Below are 23,010 nucleotides of genomic sequence, written 5' to 3'. Positions count from 1 at the left end.
CATGGCCCGCTTCTTCATCGACCGACCGGTCTTCGCCTGGGTCGTCGCCCTCTTCATCATCCTGGGCGGCGTACTCTCCCTGCCGATGCTGCCGGTGGCGCAGTACCCCGTGATCGCGCCGCCCTCGATCGCCCTCTCCACGGCCTTTCCGGGCGCCTCGGTGGAAAGCCTCTACACCGGCACGACCCGGCTCATCGAGGACGAGCTGAACGGCGCGGCCAACATCATGAGCTTCGAGTCGACCACCGACTCGTTCGGCTCGATCAACATCACCGCGACCTTCCTGCCCGGCACCGACCCCGCCCTCGCCTCCGTCGAGGTGCAGAACCGTCTCAAGCGCGTGGAGGCGCGCCTTCCCGCCGAGGTCCGCCAGCAGGGCATCCTGGTCGAGGAGGCCTCGGCCGCGACGCTCAACATCATCACGCTGGTCTCGACCGACGGGAAGATGGACGAGATCGGCCTCGGCGACTTCCTCATCCGCAACGTCATCAACGAGATCCGCCGCGTGCCCGGCGTCGGGCGCGCGACGCTGTACTCGACGGAGCGCAGCCTCCGCGTCTGGGTGGACCCCGACAAGCTACGGGGCCTGTCGCTGTCGCCCGAGGACGTCACCGACGCGATCCGCAACCAGAACATCCAGATCGCGTCCGGTGCGGTCGGCGCCCAGCCGAGCCCGAGCACCCACCCGGTCTTCGCCCCGATCATCGTCAAGGGCCAGCTGAACACCGTCGAGGATTTCGGCGCGATCGTGCTGCGGGCGAATTCCGACGGCTCGAACGTGCGCCTGCGCGACGTGTCCCGGATCGAGCTCGGCGGCGACGCCTACCAGTTCTCGACCCGCCTCAACGGCGGCGAGGCGGCGGGCATCTCCGTGACCCTGGCCCCGGACGGCAACGCCCTCGAGACCGCCCAGGCCATCCGCGCCAAGATGGAGGAGCTGTCGCAGTTCTTCCCGCCCGGCCTGAAGTGGGACATCCCCTACGACATCACCCCGGCGGTCCAGGCCTCGATCAAGAAGGTCCTGATGACCCTCGTCGAGGCGGTGGTGCTGGTCTTCGTCGTGATGTTCCTGTTCCTGCAGAACATCCGCTACACCCTGATCCCGACCATCGTCGTCCCGATCGCGCTGCTCGGCACCGTGACGGTGATGCTGCTCGCCGGATTCTCCATCAACGTGCTGACCATGTTCGGCATGGTGCTCGCCATCGGCATCCTCGTCGACGACGCCATCGTGGTGGTCGAGAACGTGGAGCGGATCATGAACGAGGAGGGCCTTCCGCCGAAGGAGGCCACCCGCAAGGCGATGAGCCAGATCACGGGCGCGATCATCGGCATCACCCTGGTGCTCGTCGCGGTGTTCATCCCGATGGCGTTCTTCCCCGGGTCGGTCGGCATCATCTACCGGCAGTTCTCGATCGCGATGGTCACCTCCATCGGCTTCTCGGCGCTGCTCGCCCTGTCGCTGACGCCGGCCCTGTGCGCCACCCTGCTCAAGCCGATCGAGAAGGGCCACGGCCATGCCAAGGGCGGCTTCTTCGGCTGGTTCAACCGGATCGTCGACCGCGAGACGGCGCGCTACGGCCGCGGCGTCTCCGGGCTGATCAAGCGCTCCGGCAAGGTCATGATGGTCTATCTCGCCCTCCTGGTCGGGGTGGGCTTCGCCTTCCTGCGCCTGCCCGAGGGCTTCCTGCCGGTGGAGGACCAGGGCTTCTTCACCGTCGACATCCAGACGCCGCCCGGCGCCTCGTTCAACCGGACCCAGACCGCGGTCCGCGAGGTGGAACGCTACCTGCTCACCCGGCCCGGCGTCGCCACGGTGACCATGCTGAACGGCTTCTCGTTCTCGGGCCAGGGCCCGAACCTGAGCCAGGCCTTCGTCACCCTGAAGCCCTGGAGCGAGCGCGACGCCGCCAATTCCGCGAGCGCGCTGGTGGCCGACACCAACGCGGCCCTGGCCGGTTACCGCGATGCCATCATCGACGCGCAGGAGCCGCCGCCGGTGGACAATCTCGGCAACGCGGCCGGGTTCTCGTTCCGCCTCCAGGACCGGGCCCTGCGCGGCTACTCGGCCCTGACGGCGGCCGAGTCGCAGCTGCTCACCCTCGCGAAGAAGAGCCCCATCCTGCAGAAGATGAAGATCGAGGGCCTGTCCCCGACGCCGCAGGCGGAGCTCATCATCGACCGCGAGAAGGCGGCCGCCCTCGGGGTGAAGTTCGAGGACATCAACACCACGATCCAGGTCAATCTCGGGTCGGTCTACACCAACGACTTCCCGAACCAGGGCAAGATGCAGCGCGTCTACGTCCAGGCCGAGCAGCTGCAGCGGATGCAGGCGGCCGACCTGCTGAACTACGGGGTGAAGAACGCCTCGGGCACGATGGTGCCGATGTCGTCCTTCGCCGAGCTGAAATGGGGTGTCGGACCGTCCCAGATCGTCGGCTTCAACGGCTACCAGTCGGTTCGCTTCACCGGCGAGCCGGCCGAGGGCTACACCTCGGGTGATGCGATCGCCGAGATGGAGCGCCTGATGCAGCAATTGCCGAAGGGCTTCGGCTATGCCTGGACCGGGCAATCGCTGCAGGAGAAGCAGGCGGGCTCCCAGGCCTCGCTGCTGCTCGGCCTCTCGATCCTGATCGTGTTCCTCTGCCTCGCCGCCCTCTACGAGAGCTGGTCGATCCCGTTCTCGGTCCTGCTCGTCATCCCCCTCGGCGTCATCGGCTCCGTGGCGGCGGTGTACCTGCGCGGCATGCCCAACGACGTCTACTTCAAGATCGGCATCATCACGATCATCGGTCTCTCGGCGAAGAACGCGATCCTGATCGTGGAATTCGCCAAGGACCTGTGGAAGCCGGGCAAGTCCCTGATCGATGCCACCATCGAGGCCTCGACCCTGCGCTTCCGCCCGATCGTGATGACCTCGCTCGCCTTCATCTTCGGCGTGGTGCCCCTGGCCATCGCCACGGGCGCCGCCTCGAAGAGCCAGCAGGCGATCGGCACCGGCGTGCTCGGCGGCATGATCTCGGCCACCATCTTGGCGGTGCTGTTCGTACCGGTGTTCTTCGTGGTGGTGATGCGGCTCTTCCGCCGCAAGGACGCCACCGAGGGCATCCGGCCCGAGGCGGAGCCCGGCGCGGTGCACGTGCCCCATCACGCTCCGGCCGAGTAGGCCGGCAGGGCGGGGCTCTCCGTTCGGCGGGCCCCGCATCGTCGATCCGCGGGCGCCGGCTCGCCCGGCCCACCAAACTTGCCCGGTTCATGAAAAAAGGGGCGCGCGGTCCATTCGACCGCGCGCCCCTTCCTGTCGGTGTCCGGCCGCGACCGCGGCCGTGCCTCAGACCTCGCGGGCGATCATCATCTTCTTGATCTCGGCGATGGCCTTGGCCGGGTTCAGGCTCTTCGGGCAGGTGTTGGCGCAGTTCATGATCGTGTGGCAGCGATAGAGCCGGAAGGGATCATGCAGGGCGTCGAGGCGCTCGCCGGTGTTCTCGTCGCGGCTGTCGATCAGCCAGCGATAGGCCTGGAGCAGGGCCGCCGGGCCGAGGAAGCGGTCGCCGTTCCACCAGTAGCTCGGGCAGGAGGTGGTGCAGCAGGCGCAGAGGATGCACTCGTAGAGGCCGTCGAGCTGGGCCCGGTCCTCCGGCGTCTGCTTCCACTCGCCCTCGGGGGCGGGCGTCTCGGTCTGGAGCCAGGGCTCGATCGACGCGTGCTGAGCGAAGAAATTCGTCAGGTCGGGGACGAGGTCCTTCAGCACCGGCATGTGCGGCAGCGGGTAGATCCGCACCGCCCCGGTCTTCTTGCCCTTGGCGTGCTCCTGGCACTCGTCGATGCCCATGGTGCAGGCCAGCGCGTTCTGGCCCTCGATGTTCATGGCGCAGGAGCCGCAGATGCCCTCGCGGCAGGAGCGGCGGAAGACCAGGGTCGAGTCGACCTTGCTCTTGATCCACAGCAAGGCGTCGAGGACCATCGGGCCGCAATCGTCCCGGTCGACCTGATAGACGTCGACGCGCGGGTTCTTCCCGTCATCGGGATTCCAGCGGTAAATCCGGAATTCCTGCAGATTGTTCGCCCCCTGGGGCCGAGGCCAGGTCTTGCCCTCGGTGATCTGGGAGTTCTTGGGGAGATTGAACTGAGCCATGGTGTGGCGTGCCTAAATCCGTCTCGTGAGAACCAGTCCGGGGAACGACGCGGGTCGTCGCCTCAGTACACGCGCGCCTTCGGCTCGATGTACTGGATCTCGTTCGACATCGTGTAGGTGTGGACCGGACGGTAATCGATGCTGACCTGCTTGGAGGTGTCGTCCATCCAGGCGAGGGTGTGCTTCATCCATTCCTTGTCGTCGCGGTCCGGGAAGTCCTCGCGGGCGTGGGCGCCGCGGCTTTCCTTGCGGTTGGCCGCCGATTCCATGGTGACGACCGCCTGGCCGATCAGGTTGTCGAACTCCAGGGTCTCGAGGAGGTCGGTGTTCCAGATCAGCGAGCGGTCGTTGACGTGGATGTCCGGGATGCCGGCGGCGACCTTGTGGATGAGGGTCTTGCCCTCTTCCAGCACCTCGCCGGTGCGGAACACGGCGCAGTTGTTCTGCATCGTCTTCTGCATCTCGGCGCGCAGCTGCGCCGTCGGCGTGCCGCCATTGGCGTAGCGGAAGCGGTCGAGGCGGGCGAGGGCCTTGTCGGCGGAGTCCTTCGGCAGCTCCATCTGGCGGGCGCCCGGCTCGACGATCTCGGCGCAGCGCAGGCCTGCGGCCCGGCCGAACACCACGAGGTCGATCAGCGAGTTCGAGCCGAGGCGGTTGGCCCCGTGCACCGAGACGCAGGCGGCCTCGCCCAGCGCCATCAGGCCCGGCACCACCGTGTCGGGGTTACCGTTGCGCAGAGTCAGGACCTCGCCGTGATAGTTCGTCGGGATGCCGCCCATGTTGTAGTGCACCGTCGGCAGCACCGGGATCGGCTCCTTGGTGACGTCGACGCCGGCGAAGATCTTGGCCGATTCCGAGATGCCGGGGAGGCGCTGGTGCAGGATCGCCGGGTCTAGGTGGTCGAGGTGCAGGTAGATGTGGTCGTTGGACTTGCCGACGCCGCGACCGGCCCGGATCTCCATGGTCATGGAGCGGGAGACCACGTCGCGCGAGGCGAGGTCCTTGGCCGAGGGGGCGTAGCGCTCCATGAAGCGCTCACCCTCGGAATTCGTCAGGTAGCCGCCCTCGCCGCGGGCGCCCTCGGTGATGAGGCAGCCGGCGCCGTAGATGCCGGTGGGGTGGAACTGCACGAACTCCATGTCCTGCAGGGGCAGGCCGGCGCGCAGCACCATGGCGTTGCCGTCGCCGGTGCAGGTGTGGGCCGAGGTGGCCGAGAAGTAGGAGCGGCCGTAGCCGCCGGTGGCCAGGATCGTCATCTGGGCGCGGAAGCGATGGATTTCGCCCGAGGCCTGATCGATGGCGATGACGCCCAGGCAGCGGCCCTCCTCGTCCATGATGAGATCGAGGGCGAAGTACTCGATGAAGAAGTTGGTGTGGTTCTTCACCGCCTGCCCGTAGAGGGTGTGCAGCATGGCGTGGCCGGTGCGATCGGCGGCCGCGCAGGTCCGCTGCGCGGTGCCCTTGCCGTAATCGGTGGTCATGCCGCCGAACGGACGCTGGTAGATCTTGCCTTCTTCGGTGCGGGAGAACGGCACGCCCCAGTGCTCGAGCTCGTAGACCGCCGCCGGCGCGTTGCGCACGAGGTACTCGATCGCGTCCTGGTCGCCGAGCCAATCCGACCCCTTCACGGTGTCGTACATGTGCCAGCGCCAGTCGTCCGGGCCCATGTTGCCGAGGGAGGCCGAGATGCCGCCCTGCGCCGCCACGGTGTGCGAGCGGGTGGGGAACACCTTCGAGATGCAGGCGGTGCGCAGGCCGGCCTGGGAGCAGCCCACGGTGGCGCGCAGGCCGGCGCCGCCCGCACCCACCACCACCACGTCGAAGGTGTGGTCGTTGATCGTGTAGGCGGGAGCGCCGTTGCCGTTGGTTCCGTTGGTGGCCATGGGCTGATCCTTCGGGTTCGGGGTGCGGGTCAGACGAGCTTGCCGAGGCTGACGCGCAGGATCGCGTACAGGCAGGCGACGGCGACGATGACCGCGTAGAAGTTGTTGGCGAGCAGGCTCAGGAGCTTGAGCGTCTTGTCGTGGACGTAGTCCTCGATGATGACTTGCATACCGATCCTCATATGGGCCGTGACCGAGATCACGGCGAGGATCAGGATCAGGGCCACCACCGGGTGCGACATCAGCGCGATGGCCTCCGGATAGGGGCGGTTCGCCATCAGGGCGACGACGACCACGAAGGCCAGCATGAGCGGCGCGTTCGCCGCGGCGGTCAGGCGCTGGATCCAGAAATGGCCCGCGCCGTGGCCCGAGGCCCCGAGGCCCTTCACCCGGGCACGGGGGGTGCGCATGGTGACGTTGGTGTTCTGGCGATTGTCGACCATCGGTCGGCCTCCTCAGCGCAGGGTCAGGGCGACCGCCCAGATCAGGACGGTCAGAATGACGGAGCCGATCAGGGTGGCGCGGGCGAGGCCCATGCGCTGGGCGCGGTCGAAGCCGTAGCCCAGATCCCAGATGAAGTGGCGCAGGCCGCCCAGCATGTGGTGCATCAGGATCCAGGTGTAGACGAACAGTACCAGACGCCCGACGATGGAGCCGAAGAACCACGACACGGTGCCGTAGGCGCCCGGACCCGAGGCGAGGGCCACCAGCCAGATCGCCACCAGGGCCGAGCCGCCGTAGAGCGCGGTGCCGGTGATGCGGTGGAACACCGACATCGCCATGGTCCAGGTCCAGCGGTAGATCTGGAGGTGGGGCGAGAGCGGCTGGGCGACCGTGGGACGGACGGTGGGAGCCATCGTGCGGAAGGTCCTCGACTGGGCGGCGCACCCGTTTTTGACAGGACGCCAAGAAAAATTTGGATCGTCTCTAAAGTGCTAGCGGGCAGGCGCCAATGCGCAACCCCGGTTTGCCGCAGCGCACATGCGACACAGGCGCCAAATCGTCATTCGGTCGCGATCGCCTCATGGCAGCCATCCGAGCGTGCGCCACCAGAGATAATCCAGGGGTGCGACGACGAGGAGGGAGATGAGCCCAGTCGTCAGCGTCAGCTTGGTTGCGGCCCGCAGCGGTACCTTGCCGAGATCGACTGCGAGCACGATCGGCGGGGCCTGATAGGGCAGGAACAGGGTCGAGTAGCCGACCACCTGAATCATCACCACGGCCATCAGGTCGAGGCCGCTGGCCCGGGCCATCTCGCCGGCCAGCGCCGTGTAGAGCGCCGGGGCGCCATTGGCGGTGACCGCGAGGGTCAGGATCGCCGCGAGACCTGTCAGAATCCCGAAATTGTAGCCCGGCGCCCTAGGGGTCAGCGGCGCGACGTGCAGGAGGGCATGGCCCAGGCGGGCGCCGAGGCCGGTCTCGTTCACGGTGGCGACGAGGCCGAGGAGGGCGGCGACGTAGAAGCAGGTGCGCAGGTTCACCGCCCCGAACGCATCTGCGGGCAGGACGCCGATGCGGGGCATCAGGCAGAGGATCGCGGCGACGAGGCCGACCCAGGCCGGTGCGATGTGGTGCAGGCTGTCCGTGACCCAGAGGGCGAGCGTGGCGGCGAGGATCACGGCGAGGCGCCGCGCCTCCGGCCGCAGGGGCTCCTTTACCAGGGCGGCCCCGTTCTCGCCGTGGTCGAGCCGGTCCGGAAACAGCCAGAGGATCGCCAGGACGAGCAGGACGCCCTTCGCCAGGGCCAGCACCGGCGCGTGCAGCAGCAGGTAGGGCAGGTAGGCGATGTGGAGGCCGTACTGCGTCTCCGCGGTGCCGGCCATCACAAGGTTCGGCACGTTGGCGGGCAGGATCGCGGCCGAGAGCAGCGGCGTGGCCAGCCCCACCGCCAGGACCGCCCCGTGCCGCCCCGGGCGCCCACGCGCGAGACCGAAGGCGTCGCAGAGGGCGAGCACGACCGGGACCAGCAGGGCGATCCGTCCGAGATTGGACGGCATCACGAAGGCGACGGCGAAGGACAGGGCGACGATGCCGGCGATGAAGGCCGGGTAGGAAGCGGAGAGATGACCCGACAGGCTTCGTGCCAGGCGGTCGCCGAGGCCCGAACGCGTCATGGCGAGGCCCACCACCATCCCGCTCAGGACCAGCCAGAAGGCCGAGGAGGCGAAACCCGAGAACACCGTCGCGGGGGGCGCGAGGTGGAACAGCATCGCCCCGGCGAAGAACAGCATCGCGGTGACGATCTCGGCGATCAAGCCGCTGGCCCAGAGGCCCATGCAGAGCACGAGCAGGAGCCCGGTCACCGCGACCGTCGCCTCCCCGCCCATGAACGCCCCTGCCGGCATGCCTCGATCCGTCCCGTCGATTCCGGCGGGACAATGATCCTACCTTGGAGCCGTTCGCAATTCGGAGTTTGCCGATCCAGCCTTCGCGGTTCACGAAAGCTCAGAAGCGCGCCGGGTCGAGTTCGAAGGTCGGGGGCAGCGCCTCGAACCACTCGGCGTAGTAGGGATCCCGGGGGAGCTTCGCCGCCCAGCGATCGCGAAAACGCTGGTGTTCGAGCGGATCGACGGTTCGCGCCCGGTTGCGACTCTCGTAGTGGTAGAGGGTGGCCTGGGCGCAGTAGACGCTGCGCAGGCCGCGCTCGCGCAGGCGGAGACACAGATCGACGTCGTTGTAATTCACCGCGAAGCCCGCGTCGAAGCCGCCGATGGCCTCGAAGTCCGCACGCCGCACCATCACGCAGGCGCCGGTGACCGCCAGGTAGTTGCGGCTGCCGACGGTGGAGAAGAAGTGTCCGGGATCGTCGCCGGGATAGCCGCGCCGGACATGGTCGGGGGTGGCGTCCACGATCGAGACGCCGGCATGCTGGATCTCGCCGGTCTCGAACAGGAGTTTCGGGCCGACGGCGCCGACGCCGGGGATCTGCAGCTGGGCCAGCATCGCCTCGATCCAGTCGGGGGTGATGACGGCGATGTCGTCGTTGAGGAAGACCAGCACCGAACCGGTCGCCGCGCCCGCGCCGAGATTCATCTTGGCGGCCACGTTGAAGACCGGCTCGGACCAGGTCACGCGCCGGGCGCCGTGGCGGGCCAGGGCCGCCTCGGTGCCGGGGCGCAGGTCGCCGTTGTCGACCACAACGAACTCGATGTCGCGATAGGTGCTCGCCGCCGCGACGCTGTCGAGGCAGGCAGCCAGGAGGTCCACGGTCCGCCCGCCGACCGTGCTGTCGCGCCCGGCGGTGGGGATCACGATGGAGACGCGGGGGCGCTCGGTCAGCGTGCGTCGCATCTCGAAGCAGCCCTTGAAGGCGCTCGGGCGGGCGAAGTCGAGCGCGCCGGTGCGCCGGGCCCGGTCCTCCAGGCCGCGGATCGCCGCGGCGATGACGTAGTCCTTGTTGTCCATGGTCTGGGCCGTGGAGCCCGGGATCGCGCGCCAGTGGTAGAGCACCTTCGGCACGTGGACGACGTTGCGGACATGCTCGGTGTAGCGCAGGGCGAAGTCGTAATCCTGCGCCCCGTTGCACGCGTCGCGGAAGCCCCCGATCCGTTGGACGATGTCCATGCGGTAGAGCGCCAGATGCGCCGTATACATGCAGGATTCGAGGGCTTCGGGCGACCAGTCCGGCTTGAAGAACGGCTCGTAGCGCACTCCGTCAATCGAGATCTTGTCCTCGTCCGAATAGATGAAGTCGACCGTCTCGTCGGCGTTGAGGATGCGGACGAACTCGTAGAGCGCGTTCTCGGGAATCGCGTCGTCGTGGTCCATCAGGGTCATGTAGCGGCCGGTCGCCAGCGCCATGGCGTCGTTCGAGGCGGCCGAGATGCGCCCGTTGGTGGTGCGGCGGTGGAGCTTGATGCGCGGGTCGGCCGCCGCGCAGGCCTTGAGAAGGGGCCAGATCTGCGGGTCCGTCGAGTTGTCGTCGCAGAGGCAGAGCTCCCAGTCGGGATAGGCCTGGGCCTGCACGGACGCGATGGCGGCTTCCAGCCAGCGCCGGGGGGTGTTGTAGACCGGCATGACGATGGAGATGCGGGGGCGCAGGCGAAAGCCGTCGATCTCGGCGCGCATCGCCGCGACGCTGAGGCGGGCGGGCGTCTCCACCGCGTCGATCCAGGCGGTGTAGGAGGCCGGCACCGGGCGCGGCCGGGCGCTCGCCCGGAAGTCGCGCCAGAGTTCGGCGACGCCCTTCTCGCGCCAGGCGTCCCGGATGCGCGCGAACAGGCGCTCCGGCGTGCGCTCCGCCTCGGGCAGCGCCTGCACGCCGCGGCGGGCGGTTTCCGCGATCGCGCCGAGGGCGCCGAGATAGGTCAGGGAGACGTCGCGCAGGCGGAAGCGCCCGGCGCCGCTCATCGGATCGAGGCGCAGGCCCCGAACCCGGCGCGGCAGGTGCACGAGGTTGTCGATGCCGTCGGCATCGGCCTCCAGCGGAATCGTCAGCGTCTCGCGAAACCCCTTGCCGTCATCGACGTAGAGGATCGGGACGAGTTTCGTGCGGTCGAGGGCGGTGAGGTCGGCGCGGAGACGGACCCAGCCGCCGCGATGGCGCCGGCGTCCCTCCGGCGGCCAGAGGCGGAAATACGGGTCCGACCCGGTCGCGCGCCACGTGCCGGGCGTCCCCTCCGCTTCGATCTGGCTGGCGGCGTCGAGACGACAGCGTAGGGTGCGCGGCAAACCCGGATCCTCTTCGATGCGGGCACGGGGGCCTGCCGAACCGGGGTTTAGGGCAAGCCCGCCGGCCGTCGCAAGGGTCGGCGGGTTCGTGGCTCAGGCACGCCCGGCGGCGAGGTAGGCCCTCCACCCCCCGTGCCGGGTGATTTCCGGTGCTTCCACGACAGCGTGGGCCTCGCAGAGGAAGCCCGAGACGGCCTCGCCGTCGGCGAGCGCGATCTTGCCGATGCCCAGCGGCGCCGGGATCGCGGCGGCGAAGCGCCCGAAGGCCGCCGGGTCGAGCGCCCAGACCTCGACCTCGAGTCCGGGGCCCTCGAAACCGGGCGCGCGCACGAGGCCGGGCTTCGGCGGCACCGTGCCCGGCAGGGCATAGAGCCGGTAGTCGGCCGCCGTCCGGGTCGCGCGCAGGAAAGTCGCCCCGAGGTCCTGGAGCTGGTGGTTGAGGGCGAGCCCGGTGAGATGGGCGCCGACCACCACCAGGGGGATCTGCGCGGACACGGCAGGGGCGACCCGGCTTTCCTCGGGCAGGGAATGGGTGCGGTCCACGCCCATGCCGCCGTCGAGGGTGCGATGGAGGGCATCGGCCCAGGGCGCCAGGGCTTCGTCGCTGAAGCCGGGTCCGACCAGCATCACGCCCGCCGGCAAGCCGTCCCGGCGGAACCCGGCCGGGACCGCGATGGCGGCCATGCCGAGCAGGTTGGCGAAGTTGGTGTAGCGGCCGAAATGGCTGTTCCGGACGATGGGCTCGGCTTCCATCTCGGCCACCGAGTAGGTGGTCGGCGCGGTCGGCAGCAGCAGCACGTCGATCTCGGCCAGGATCGCGTCGGTGCGGCGCTTGAGGGCCTCGAAGGCGTAGCGGCCCCGGAAGGCGTCGACGGCGCTGTAGGCACGGGCCGAGTCGAGGATGGCGCGGACGCTCGGGTCGATCGCCGCGGCGTGATCGGCGTGGAAGGCCTCGACGGCCGCCAGCCGCTCGGCGACCCAGGGCCCGTCGTACAGGAGCGCGGCGATCTCGCGGAACGGCGCGTAGTCGAACGGCACCGCGACGGCGCCGAGGCGCTCCAGACGGGCGATGGCGGCGTCGTAGAGGGCCGCCGTCTCGGTATCGCCGTAGAACTCGCGCTCGGCCGGTGCGAGCACGCCGAAGCGCAGGCCGGTGGCCGGAAGCGGATGCGGGACCGCCGCGCGCGAATACGGGTCGGCCGGGTCGAAGCCTTCCGCGATCCGGCGCACGGCGACGCCGTCGCCCACGGTGCCCGCGAAGACCGTGATGCAGTCGAGGCTGCGGCAGGCAGGCACGAGGCCGGTGGTGCTCAGCGCCCCCGGCGTCGGCTTGATGCCCACGATGTTGTTGAAGGCCGCCGGCACGCGGCCGGAGCCGGCGGTGTCGGTGCCGAGGCTGAAGCAGGCGAGCCCGGCCGCCACGGCCACGGCGGAGCCGGAGCTCGACCCGCCCGAGACGTAGTCGACGTTGAAGACGCTGCGCGGGGCGCCGTAGGGCGAGCGGGTTCCGTTGAGGCCGGTGGCGAACTGGTCGAGGTTGGTCTTGCCGATCACCAGGGCACCCGCCGCCTTGAGGCGGCCCACGACCACGGCGTCCCGCTCCGGCCTGTAGGCGAAGGCGGGGCAGGCGGCGGTGGTGGGCAGGCCCGCCACGTCGATGTTGTCCTTCACGGCGAAGGGCAGGCCCCAGAGCGGCAGGGAATTCGGCTCGGGGTGCGCCGCCATCAGGGTGCGGGCCGCCGCAACGAGATCGGCGCGCGGAACCGGCGTGATGAAGATCGCCGGGTCCGCCGAAGCGGCCATCCGCTCGGCGACGATCTCAGCGAGGCCGACCGGGTCGAGGCTGCCGGAGGCGAAGGCCGCGCGCAGGCTCGCGATGTCCAGGATCGTGGGCAGCATGGGTTCAGATCTCCTCGATCACCGCGACAAGGTCGCCGCCGCGCAGGGTCCGGCCGGGCTGGGCCCGGATCTCCCGCACGAGGCCCGCCGCCGGGGCGGCGACGGCGATTTCCATCTTCATCGATTCCAGGATCGCCACGGTCTCCCCCGCGGCGACCCGGTCGCCCGGGGCGACCAGCAGCTTCCAGACGTTGCCCGGCACCGTGGTCGGCACGCCGAGGCAGCCGGGGGGCACTGCATCCTCCGTGCCGTCCGAGAAGGCCTCCTCGGCCACGAAGCTGTCGAGCCCTTCCGCCTTCCAGCGCTGGCGCTCAGCCTCGTAGGCCGCCTGCTGGCGCGCCTTGGCCGCCTGGATCTCCGGGGCATGCGCCGCCAGCTCGGCGCGATGGGCGGCGTAGGAGAAGGTCCCGTCCTCGATCCGCACCGGATAGGCTCCGTGCGGGAAGGCGGCGCGCGCCTCCGTCAGCTCGGCCGGATCGACGGGGAAGAATCGGATCCGGTCGAAGGGGCGCAGGAGCCAGGGGTGACCGGGCACGAATTCCCGGGTCGTCCGCCAGGTGTTCCACATCTGGATGGTGCGCCCGAAGAGCTGGTACCCGCCCGGCCCCTCCATGCCGTAGATGCACATGTAGGCGCCGCCAATGCCGACGGCATTCTCGGGCGTCCAGGTGCGGGCGGGGTTGTACTTCGTCGTCACGAGGCGATGGCGCGGGTCCACCGGCGTCGCCACCGGCGCTCCGAGATAGACGTCGCCGAGGCCCAGGACGAGGTACTGGGCGTCGAAGATGATGGTCCGCACGGCCTGCTCGTCGTCGAGCCCGTTGATCCGGCGGATGAACTCGATGTTCGACGGGCACCAGGGCGCGTTCGGGCGGACCAGATCCTGATACTTGCGCATGGCGAGCGCCGCCTGGGGGTCGTTCCAGGACAGGGGCAGGTGGACGGTCCGGCTCTCGACGGTGACGTCCTCGACGCGGGGCAGGCTTGCCTCGATCTCCCGCAAGGTGCCGAGGAGGCGGCTCCGGGGCAGGGTCACGCCGTCGTAGTGGATCTGCAGCGAGCGGATGCCGGGGGTGAGGTCGATGAGACCGGTGAGTCGCGCCTCCACCACCGCCTGCGCGAGGAGGTGGACGCGCATCCGGATGCCGATATCGAGGGCCATCGGGCCGTACTCGACGAGGAGGTTGTCGTCGCCCTGACGGCGATAGGCCACCGGGACGGGACCGGATTCGTCCGCGGCCAGGATGGGCGAGCCGCGCCGGATCGCCGGAGCCGGGAGGGCGGCAGGCGGGTCCGCGGGTGCCGGCACGTCGTCCCCCGGGCGTGCGACGGGGCTGAACCGCACCCGGTCACCCGGGCGCAGCTGACCCATCTTCCAGAGTTCGTCGCGCGCAATCACGGCGGGGCAGACGAAGCCGCCGAGGCTGGGGCCGTCGGGGCCGAGGAGGATCGGCATGTCGCCGGTGAAGTCGATGGCGCCGATGGCGTAGGCGTTGTCGTGCAGGTTGGAGGGGTGCAGGCCCGCCTCGCCGCCATCCGTCCGTGCCCAGCGCGGGGTCGGCCCCATCAGGCGCACGCCGGTGCGGGCGGAATTGAAGTGCACCTTATAGGTGGCCGAGAACAGGTCGGCGATGTCCGCGTCCTGAAAGAAGTCCGGCGCGCCGTGCGGGCCGTAGACGACGCCGAGGGTCCAGTCTTGGGTGAGCGGCGCCGGCTCCGGGCCGTCGACCGCCTCCTGCGGGGCATCGCCGAGATGGAGCACGTCGCCGGCCTTCAGCACGCCGGTGGCATGCCCGCCGAACGCACCGAGGGCGAAGGTGGCGCGGGAGCCGAGCACGACCGGGGCCGCGAACCCGCCGCGCAGGGCGAGGTAGCTGCGCTGGCCGGGGCCGGCGATGGCCCCGAGGCTCAGCGTCTGACCGGCCCGCACCGGGAAGCTCGTGCCGTGGGGCTGCTCGGCGCCGTCGAGTTTCGCCGGCATCCGGGCGCCGCAGACCGCCACGATGGTGTCGGCGTGGAAGCGCAGGGTCGGGCCGGACACCGTGAGCTCGAGGGCGCAGGTGTCGGGCGGGTTGCCCACCCGGGCATTGGCCTCGCGGAAGCTGCGGGCGTCCATCGGGCCGCTCGGCGGCACGCCCACGTGCCAGAGGCCGACGCGGCCGGGCAGCTCCTGCAGGCTCGACTGGGCACCGGGCAGCAGCACCTCGACGCTGCGCGGATGGAAGACGAAGTCGCGCAGGGCCGTGGTGGCGACCCGGCCCTCGGCGAAGAGAGCGGAGGCCGCGATGGCGCGCAGGTAGTCGCGGTTGGTCTCGATGCCCGAGACGGCCGTGCCGTCCAGGGCCGTGCGCAGGGCCGCGAGGGCGGCGGGACGGTCGGCCCCCGTGACGATGATCTTGGCCAGCATCGGGTCGTAGAACGGCGTCACCTCGGTGCCGGTCTCGATCCAGCCGTCGATCCGGATCCCTTCGGGAAAGCGCACCTCGGTGAGAAGGCCCGCGCTCGGGGCGAAGTTGGCGTGCGGGATCTCCGCGTAGAGGCGCGCCTCCATGGCGGCCCCCCTCGGGACCAGGGGGCCGGCCGCGCCGATGACGTCCTCGCCGGCGGCCTGGCGGATCATCCACTCGACGAGGTCGATGCCGAAGACCGCCTCGGTGACCGGATGCTCGACCTGGAGGCGGGTGTTCACCTCGAGGAACGCGAAATCCGCCCGGACCGGATCGTAGATGAACTCGACGGTGCCGGCAGAGGCGTAGGCGACGCGGGTTCCGAGGGCGACGGCCGCCGCGTGGAGGCGCGCGCGGACCGCGTCCGGCAGGTTCGGCGCCGGGGTCTCCTCGATCACCTTCTGGTTCCGCCGCTGGAGCGAGCAGTCGCGCTCACCCAGGGCCACGACACGGCCCTGTCCATCGCCGAAGATCTGCACCTCGACGTGCCGGGCGGCGCCGACGAAGCGCTCGAGATAGACCCGCGCATCGCCGAAGCTGGCACGGGCCGTGCGCTCCACCGCGGCGTAGTGCTCGGCCAGTTCCTCGGCCGAGGCGCAGAGGCGCATGCCGATTCCGCCGCCGCCGGCCGTGCTCTTGAGCATCACCGGATAGCCGATGGCCTCGGCCGCCGCGAGGGCCGCGGCGCAGTCGGGCAGGAGGTCGGTGCCGGGCAGGAGCGGCACCCCGCTCGCCCGGGCGAGTTCGCGGGCGGTGTGCTTCAGGCCGAAGGCGGAGAGATGCTCGGGCTTCGGGCCGATGAAGACGATTCCCTCGGCCGCCAGCCGCTCGGCGAAGGCGACGTTCTCGGAGAGGAAGCCGTAGCCCGGATGCACCGCCTGCGCCCCGGTGGCCCGGCAGGCAGCGATCACCGCCTCGACGTCGAGGTAGCTCTCCGCGGCAGGGGCCGGCCCGAGGCGCACGGCCTCGTCGGCCTCCAGCACGCCACGGGTGAAGCGGTCGGCATCGGAATAGACCGCCACCGAGGCGATGCCCATGCGCCGGCAGGTGCGCACGATGCGGCGCGCGATCTCGCCCCGATTGGCGATGAGGATCTTCGCGAACATCAGGCCGCGTCCCGGATCGTGACCCGGATCGGCGTCGGGTTGAAGCCGTTGCAGGGGTTGTTGATCTGCGGGCAGTTCGAGATCACGCAGATCACGTCCATCTCCGCCGTGATCTCGACGTAGTCGCCCGGCGCCGAGACGCCGTCGACGATGGCGAGATCGCCGTTCTGCTCGATCGGCACGTTCATGAAGAAGTTGATGTTCGGCGGGATGTCGCGCTTCGTGAGGCCGTACCGGGCCACCTCCAGGGCGAAGTTCTCGCGGCAGGCATGCAGGTACCGGGTAGCGTGCCCGAAGCGGACGGTGTTGCTCTCGCAGGAGCAGGCTCCGGCGGAAGTGTCGTGGCGGCCGCAGGAATCGGCCGTGACCCGCGCCATCACCCGACCCTCGCTGGAAACGAGCGGCGTACCGACGGTGACGTAGGCCGCGCCCTGCATCCGCACGGTGTCCTGGGAGGAGTAGCGCTCGCCGAGATCGTCGGCGCGGTAGAACAGGGTGTCGACCGCCTGGCAGCCCTCCGTGTCGGTGATGCGCAGGGTCTGGCCCCGGCGCACGAGACCGGACCAGGGCGCCTGGGCCGGCACGGCGACGTCGAGAATCGTCTTCACGTCGGTCATGCTGCGTCCTCCCTCACTGCCCGGCCCGGGCGTTGTTCTCGAAGCCGCGCACGGCTTCGGGCGTCGCCGTGCGACAGAGGTCGTCCGCCTCCGCGGGCGGGGCCCGGAAGCGGGTGACCGCCACGGGGCTGGGCGCGTAGCCGGCGGCCGGATCGAAGGGGTGGGGACAGTTCGACAGTGTGACGGTGAGGTCCATCTCGGCGCGCAGGTCGACGAAGTCGCCGCGCCGGCGACCGGCCTCGTTCCAGGCCAGCCGCCCTTCCGGGCCGACGCTCACGGGGGCGAAGAAGCTGACCAGGGCGGGGATGTCGCGCCGGTCCAGCCCGGCCTTCAGGGCGGCGAGGACGAGGTTGTCCCGGGTGTTGCGGTGGGGGCCGCCGGGATAGCGCGCGGCGTTGGAGGCGGCATTGGAGCCACCCGCGAGGGAATCGTGCGCGCCGCAGGAATCTTCGGTCAGCGAGAGCATCACCCGGCCCATGTCGGAGAACAGGACCCGGCCCTTCTGCAGGGCGGTGGTCCACTGCACCTTCACGGTGTCCGCGTAGTTCAGCCGCTCGGACGGGTCTGCCGCGCTCCAGGCGACCAGGGCGACGCTCGCCGGGCCGTAGTCGAGGGCGAGGCGCAGGGCCTCGCCCCGGGCCAGATGCGTCGTCCAGTACCAGCCGCCCGGGAGGGTCTCGACGTGCAGGACCTGGCCGGCGAGCGGCAGGCCGAGGGGCGAAGGCGGCGGCAGCGCGCGGGGCGCCTGGTCCTGCCCCGCGCGCTTCAGCGCCTCGTAGCGCCGCCGGTTCTCGGCGATGGTCTCTTCCGTGGTGGTCTCTTCCGTGGTGGTCTCTTCCGTGGTGGTCTCTTCCGTGGTGGTCGGTGACGCCGTGGTCATGCCCGTTCCTCGATCGTCCGCCGGGTCGTCCCGGCCGATGGTGAGCCCTGTTCACGAGGCCGGGTCGTCCCGGCCGGGCAGATGCGGGTGGCGCGGGGTCGCCTAGAACAGGTGGCTGTAGCGCTCGATCTCCCAGGCGCTGACGGTGAGATGATAGTCCTGCCACTCGGCGGTCTTGTAGCGGATGAACTCGTCGCGCAGGGCCTTGCCGAGGGTCCGCTCCACCAGGGGATCGGCGGCGAAGGCCTCCACCGCCTCCATCAGGGTCTGCGGCAGGAAGGCGATGCCCCGGGCCTCGCGCTCGGCATCGCTGAGGTCGTAGAGGTTGTCCTCGTTCGGCGCGCCGGGGTCGATCCGCTCGCGCACGCCCTCCAGGCCGGCCGCGAGCACCAGGGCGGCGGCGAGGTAGGGGTTCACGGCACCGTCGGCGTTGCGGCTCTCGCAGCGTCCCCCGCCGGCCGGCACGCGCACCGAGTTGGTGCGGTTGTTCGAACCGTAGGAGTTGAAGACCGGCGCCCAGGAGAAGCCCGCCATCGCGCCCTGGCGCACGAGGCGCTTGTAGCTGTTCACCGTGGGGGCGAAGGCGGCGCAGAGGGCGCGGCCATGCTTCAGCACGCCGCCGATGAAATGGAAGCCGGTCTCGGTGAGGCCGAGGCCGCGCGGGTCGGCGGCAGGATCGCAGGCGAAGGCGTTGCGGCCGGTCTCGCGGTCGAACAGCGACATGTTGAAGTGCGCGCCGTTGCCGGTGCGGTCGGCGAACGGCTTCGGCATCATCGTGGCGACCAGCCCTTCCTCCTTGGCGTAGTGCTTCGCCATCATGCGGAAGAAGGTGAGCCGGTCGCACATGGTCAGGGCGTCGGCGTAGTTGAAGTCGAACTCGAACTGGCCGTTCGCATCCTCGTGGTCGAAGGAATACAGGTCCCAGCCGAGATCGTTGATCGTGGTGGCGACCTTGTCGAGCCAGGAAAAATTGTCGACGAAGCCGCGCACATCGTAGCAGGGCTTCACCAGCTTATCGTCCGGGACCGGCGTGTGCAGCGATCCGTCCGCCGCCTGCCGGAGGAGGAAGATCTCGCACTCGATGCCGAGGTTGAAGCCGAAGCCCATCGCCTCGGCCTGCGCGAGCACCGACTTCAGCGCCACGCGGGTGGAGAGCGGGTAGGGCCGGCCCTGAAACGTCAGGTCGGCCGGGGTCCAGGCGAGCTTCGGCTCCCAGGGCAGCTGGATCACGTTGGAGAGGTCCGGCACCGAGGCGAGCTCGTCCTCGTTCGGGGCCTGGCCGAGGCCGTCGAGGGCGTAGCCGGTGTAGCGCTCGGAGCCGGCGGCCATCTGGGGCAGGTGGTCGATGGGCACCACCTTGGCCTTCTGCGCGCCGTGGATGTCGACATAGGCGCCGATGACGTACTTCACGCCCTTGGCGCGCAGGTCGGCCTGCAGGGCGGCGATGGCGGGGTCGATGTCGGTCGTGTGAGCCACGGGCTCGCTCCTCTTACGCGGAAACGTCGTAGGGATGGGGAAGGGGCGGGGACTCGCCGAGACTGCGCCGGACGAGGGCCGACAGGTCCTCGACCATCCAGCCGAACAGGCGCTCGCCCTCGGCGCGGCTCGCCTGCGATGGCCGCCCGGTGACGCCGTTCCGGCTGGTACGGTTGACCGGATGAGCGAAGACCAGGCCCTCGGTCCGGTCGGGATCGTCCGCCCCGGAGATCCGGTCCGGGCGGACCAGGGCGGGCGCCGTCGCCATCATCAAAGCGGTTTCGGCGGCGTTGGCGTGCCAGTCCGCGGCATCGGCGAAATGGGCCGCGCGCACGCGCTCGCTGACCGTCGCCGAGTTCACCAGCGCCACCATGAGGTCGTCATGGGCGGCGCGCAGCATCTCCAGGGCGCAGCGCAGGGGGGCGGCGTTGGTGACGTGGGCGTTGACCAGGAACAGCCGCCGCACGCCCGAATGATAGGCGGACGTGCCGATCTGCGCGACGAGTTGGGTCATCACCAGCGGGTCGAGGGTGATCGTGCCCGGCCAGCGCCGGCTGTGGCCGAGGGAGCAGCCATAGGGCAGCGTCGGCAGCACCGGGACGCGGGTCTGCGCCGAGACCGCGTGGGCGAGGCGCTCGGCCAGTACGAAATCCATGCCGCAGCCGAGATGCGGGCCGTGCTGCTCGGTGGCCCCCACCGGCAGGATCGCGGCCCGGGACACGGCCGCGAGGTCGCCCGGAATCTCTTCCCAGGTGCGCTCGGACCAGAGCAGCGGCGCGGCGGCCATCACTCGACCTCGTCGCCGGCCGGCGCCATGCGGGTGACGAGGGCCGTCGCCGCGGGCTCGTCGGCTTCGGCCTCGTCCTTCGGTGGATGGATCAGCGCGTCGAGCCGGGCGCGGGTGGCCCGGAACTCCGGCCCGAGCATCTGGTCGGGGCTGCGCGGGCGCGGCACCGGCACCTCGATCAGCTCGGCCACTTCGCCCGGATGCGCCTTCAGTACCAGGATGCGGTCGGCGAGCAACACGGCCTCGTCGAGGTCATGGGTGATGAACACGATGGTGATGTCGATCTTGCGCCAGATCTCGATGAGGTAGGCCTGCATCCGCGCCCGCGACTGGGTGTCGAGGGCCGAGAACGGCTCGTCCATGAGGAGGATGCGCGGCCGGGTGGCCAGTGCCCGCGCGATGGCGACGCGCTGCTTCATGCCCCCCGACAGCTGGTGCGGGTAGGCCTCCGCGAAGGCTTCGAGGCCGATCAGGGCCAGCCATTGCCGGGCCTCGCGCTCGGCTTCCCGGCGGGGCGTGCCGTTCTCCTCCAGGCCGAAGGCGACGTTGCGCAGGACGCTGAGCCAGGGGAAGAGCGTGTAGCCCTGGAAGACCATGCCGCGGTCGGCCCCCGGCCCGGTGACCGGCACGCCGCCGACCCGGACCACGCCGGAACTCGCCGTCTCCAGCCCGGCGAGGATGCGGACGAAGGTGGACTTGCCACAGCCGGAGGGGCCGACGACGCAGAGGAATTCGCGCCGATGCGTGACGAGGTCGATGCCGCGCAGGGCCGTCGTCTGGCCGCCGCCCGAGCTGCGGAAGACCTTGCCGAGGCCCTCGACGCTGAGGGCGACCTCACGGCTCTTCAGTTTGGCGAAGCGTGCCCGCACCGGCTCGGACAGGGTGCGGTAGTCGCAAGGCTCCACCGGCAGGGGGATAGGCATGGGCGGGGAAAGGGCGTCGGCGCGCGTCATGCCTCGCTCCGGTCGTAGGGGAAGAGCCGGCGCCCGATCCAGGCCAGGGCGAGGTCGGTGGCCGAGCCGACGAGGCCGATGATGAGGATCGCCGCGTAGACGTTCTCGAAGTGCTGGTAGCGGGCCTGCTGGGTGATGAAGAAGGTGATGCCGGAAGAGGTGCCGATGAGTTCGGCGACGATGAGGTAGGTCCAGGCCCATCCGAGCAGGATGCGCTGGTCGCGGTAGAGCTGCGGCAGCATCGCCGGCACGATGACCCGGCGGATCAGGCGGAGATTGCGCGCGCCGAGCGTCAGGGCGGCCTCGATCAGCAGCGGCTCGATCCGCCGCGTCGTGTTGGCGATGACCAGCACCTGCTGGAAGAACGTCCCGATCACGATGATCGCGATCTTGGGGCCATCGTAGATGCCGAGGATCGCCACCATCAGCGCCCCGAAGGCGGGGGCCGGCATGTAGCGGACGAACTCGATGACCGGCTCGGTCAGCCGCGCCAGGGTCGGCTGCGCCCCGCAGAGGATGCCCAGCGGCACCCCGACCACGGACGAGAGCAGGAAGCCCCAGAAGATGATCTGGATCGAGTGCCACAGGCTCAGGGGCAGGCGGATCGCGTCGCGCTGGGTCGGCGTCGCGGTCAGCGACGTCCAGAGCGCCGCCGCGACCTCGTGCGGCGCGGGCAGGTAGACCGGGTTGGCGGGGATGCCGGCGGGCACCGCGCCCTTGGCCGCCTGCGCTCCGGCGACCTCGTCGGCGAAGGCGGCCTTCGGCACCCGCATGCCCGGCTCCATCCAGGCGACCTCGCCGGGGTCCGTGACTTCCACCAGGGGATGCCAGAGGAAGGGCACGTAGGAGACCGCGGCCCAGACCAGGACCGGCAGCAGGAAGGAGAGCACCGCCAGCACGGTCCGGCGCCGGGACGAGAGCGGCCGGGCGACGCCCACCCAGGAGCGCCGCCGCGCACCGGCCTTCGCCGGAACGGCGACCGACCGCTGCGGGAGAGCGCCGGCGAGGGCCGGCTCCCCCGTCGCGCCGCCCTGGGGCAGGGGGCGTGGCATCCCGTCGGTGCGCGGCCCGGCGCTCACTTGCCGTCCGTCAGCGCCGGGTCGATGTAGCCCTTCACGTCCTGCGCGGCCTTGTAGACCTCGTACTTGACGTTGAAGGCGTCGGCGTAGCGGCTCGACCCGTAGAGGGAGCCGAAGCCCTCGGCATCGGCCATCACCTTACGGCCCTCGGCCAGGGTCAGGAGCTTGGTGCCCTTGAGGAAGCGGGTGAAGACCGGCGGCTCGATGCCGACCTTGGCGGCCATGATGGCGACGGCGTCGGCCTGCGTCTTCGGGTCCTGGATGTAGGCCACGACCTTGTCCCAGACCGCCACGAACTTGATCCAGTCGGCCCGGCGGGCGGCGAGGCTCGCGGGCGTCACCGTCACCACGTCGTAGATGAGTCCCGGCTCATCGGCGGAGGTGTAGAGCGGGCGGGCACCAGCGGCGCCCTTCATCGCCTGGCCGGCGATGGGCTGCCAGGCGCCGACCGCCGAGACGTCGCCGGAGGCCAGAACCTGGGGCGTCTCGTTGGTCTTCACGTTGACGAGGGAGACGTCGGTCTCCTTCAGCCCCAGCTTGGTCAGGCCATTGATGAGGAGCAGGTGTTCCACCAGCCCGACTTCGAGCCCGACCTTCTTGCCCTTCAGCTCGGCCAGCGCCTTCACGCCCGGCTTGCCGACGATGATGTCGTTGCCGTTCGAGTAGTCGGTCAGCATGATCATGACGTTCTTGGCGCCATTGCCGCCCATCACGAGGGCATCGCCGTTGGTGCAGGTCACCGCATCGAGCTTGCCCGCCGAGAAGGCATCCATGGAGGCCGAGTAGTCGAACCACTCGAACTTCGCGTCGATGCCGGCTTCCTTCAACCAGCCCTTCTCGATGGCGACCTGCCAGGCGACCCAGCCGGGCCAGTCGCTGTAGCCGATGCGCAGGGGTTCCGCGGCCTGGACGGGGCCGACCGCGACGGGGGCCGCGGCCAGCAGGCCGAGGCTGCCGAGGCCGAGGGCCAGGAGGCCGCCGGTGACGTGCCTGCGGGTGGCGGCGAGGACCGAGGACATGCGCATCTGTGATCTCCAGGCGCGTAGTACGATCTGACGAAATCGTAATACCGACGGG

At 70.1% G+C, this 23,010-nt stretch carries 16 protein-coding genes; 1 reads left to right on the top strand and 15 read right to left on the bottom strand.

The features are described 5' to 3' along the window. Nucleotide 1: 1 nt before the first annotated feature. Nucleotides 2-3,166 carry a multidrug efflux RND transporter permease subunit gene (locus AC1MGR_RS18835; protein WP_108034336.1) on the top strand — a complete coding sequence of 1,055 codons (3,165 nt, stop codon included), beginning with the start codon at nt 2-4 and terminating at the stop codon, nt 3,164-3,166. Between the two features lie 165 nt (nt 3,167-3,331). Here the strand turns inward: AC1MGR_RS18835 and AC1MGR_RS18830 are convergent, their stop codons facing one another. The 15 genes from AC1MGR_RS18830 to AC1MGR_RS18760 form a co-directional block, all read right to left on the bottom strand. Continuing rightward, on the bottom strand, nt 3,332-4,135 hold the full coding sequence (locus AC1MGR_RS18830) for a succinate dehydrogenase iron-sulfur subunit (RefSeq protein ID WP_055952937.1): 804 nt from the start codon (nt 4,133-4,135) through the stop codon (nt 3,332-3,334). Nucleotides 4,136-4,197: 62 nt separating this feature from the next. After that, nucleotides 4,198-6,018 carry a succinate dehydrogenase flavoprotein subunit gene (gene sdhA, locus AC1MGR_RS18825; protein ID WP_480232543.1) on the bottom strand — a complete coding sequence of 607 codons (1,821 nt, stop codon included), beginning with the start codon at nt 6,016-6,018 and terminating at the stop codon, nt 4,198-4,200. A gap of 29 nt (nt 6,019-6,047) precedes the next feature. Further along, nucleotides 6,048-6,461, bottom strand: coding sequence for a succinate dehydrogenase, hydrophobic membrane anchor protein (gene sdhD, locus AC1MGR_RS18820; RefSeq protein WP_480232542.1), 414 nt, complete (start codon nt 6,459-6,461; stop codon nt 6,048-6,050). A gap of 12 nt (nt 6,462-6,473) precedes the next feature. Further along, on the bottom strand, nt 6,474-6,875 hold the full coding sequence (gene sdhC / locus AC1MGR_RS18815) for a succinate dehydrogenase, cytochrome b556 subunit (RefSeq protein WP_480232541.1): 402 nt from the start codon (nt 6,873-6,875) through the stop codon (nt 6,474-6,476). A gap of 165 nt (nt 6,876-7,040) precedes the next feature. Beyond that, complete coding sequence (locus AC1MGR_RS18810) at nt 7,041-8,363, bottom strand: SLC13 family permease (RefSeq protein ID WP_480232540.1); 1,323 nt, start codon at nt 8,361-8,363, stop codon at nt 7,041-7,043. A 100-nt stretch (nt 8,364-8,463) separates the two neighbouring features. Continuing rightward, nucleotides 8,464-10,689: a glycosyltransferase family 2 protein gene (locus tag AC1MGR_RS18805; RefSeq protein WP_480232539.1), complete on the bottom strand. Its 2,226-nt coding sequence runs from the start codon at nt 10,687-10,689 to the stop codon at nt 8,464-8,466. Nucleotides 10,690-10,782: 93 nt separating this feature from the next. Next, complete coding sequence (gene atzF / locus AC1MGR_RS18800) at nt 10,783-12,588, bottom strand: allophanate hydrolase (protein ID WP_480232538.1); 1,806 nt, start codon at nt 12,586-12,588, stop codon at nt 10,783-10,785. Nucleotides 12,589-12,592: 4 nt separating this feature from the next. Next, nucleotides 12,593-16,141: an urea carboxylase gene (gene uca / locus AC1MGR_RS18795; RefSeq protein ID WP_480232537.1), complete on the bottom strand. Its 3,549-nt coding sequence runs from the start codon at nt 16,139-16,141 to the stop codon at nt 12,593-12,595. Next, a complete protein-coding gene (locus AC1MGR_RS18790; protein WP_480232536.1) occupies nt 16,141-16,758 on the bottom strand; it encodes an urea amidolyase associated protein UAAP2 in 618 nt (205 codons plus the stop codon). The genes uca and AC1MGR_RS18790 overlap by 1 nt, the downstream gene beginning before the upstream one ends. Before the next feature lie 13 nt (nt 16,759-16,771). Then, a complete protein-coding gene (locus AC1MGR_RS18785; protein ID WP_480232535.1) occupies nt 16,772-17,638 on the bottom strand; it encodes an urea amidolyase associated protein UAAP1 in 867 nt (288 codons plus the stop codon). Nucleotides 17,639-17,740: 102 nt separating this feature from the next. Next, a complete protein-coding gene (gene glnT / locus AC1MGR_RS18780) occupies nt 17,741-19,114 on the bottom strand; it encodes a type III glutamate--ammonia ligase (RefSeq protein WP_480232534.1) in 1,374 nt (457 codons plus the stop codon). 13 nt (nt 19,115-19,127) lie between these two features. Continuing rightward, complete coding sequence (locus tag AC1MGR_RS18775) at nt 19,128-19,901, bottom strand: creatininase family protein (protein ID WP_480232533.1); 774 nt, start codon at nt 19,899-19,901, stop codon at nt 19,128-19,130. Further along, nucleotides 19,901-20,854 carry an ABC transporter ATP-binding protein gene (locus tag AC1MGR_RS18770; protein ID WP_480232532.1) on the bottom strand — a complete coding sequence of 318 codons (954 nt, stop codon included), beginning with the start codon at nt 20,852-20,854 and terminating at the stop codon, nt 19,901-19,903. The genes AC1MGR_RS18775 and AC1MGR_RS18770 overlap by 1 nt, the downstream gene beginning before the upstream one ends. Next, nucleotides 20,851-21,906, bottom strand: a complete 1,056-nt coding sequence (locus AC1MGR_RS18765) for an ABC transporter permease (RefSeq protein WP_480234837.1) — start codon at nt 21,904-21,906, stop codon at nt 20,851-20,853. Before AC1MGR_RS18765 ends, AC1MGR_RS18770 begins: the two co-directional genes overlap by 4 nt. A 23-nt stretch (nt 21,907-21,929) precedes the next feature. Then, nucleotides 21,930-22,958 (bottom strand): ABC transporter substrate-binding protein, encoded by a 1,029-nt coding sequence (locus AC1MGR_RS18760; RefSeq protein WP_108034348.1) that lies wholly within the window; start codon nt 22,956-22,958, stop codon nt 21,930-21,932. Between the last annotated feature and the right edge of the window lie 52 nt (nt 22,959-23,010).

This window comes from Methylobacterium sp. BI1 (assembly GCF_056680125.1).
Note: the sequence above shows the minus strand (reverse complement) of the source record. Positions and strands in the feature narration are given on the sequence as shown.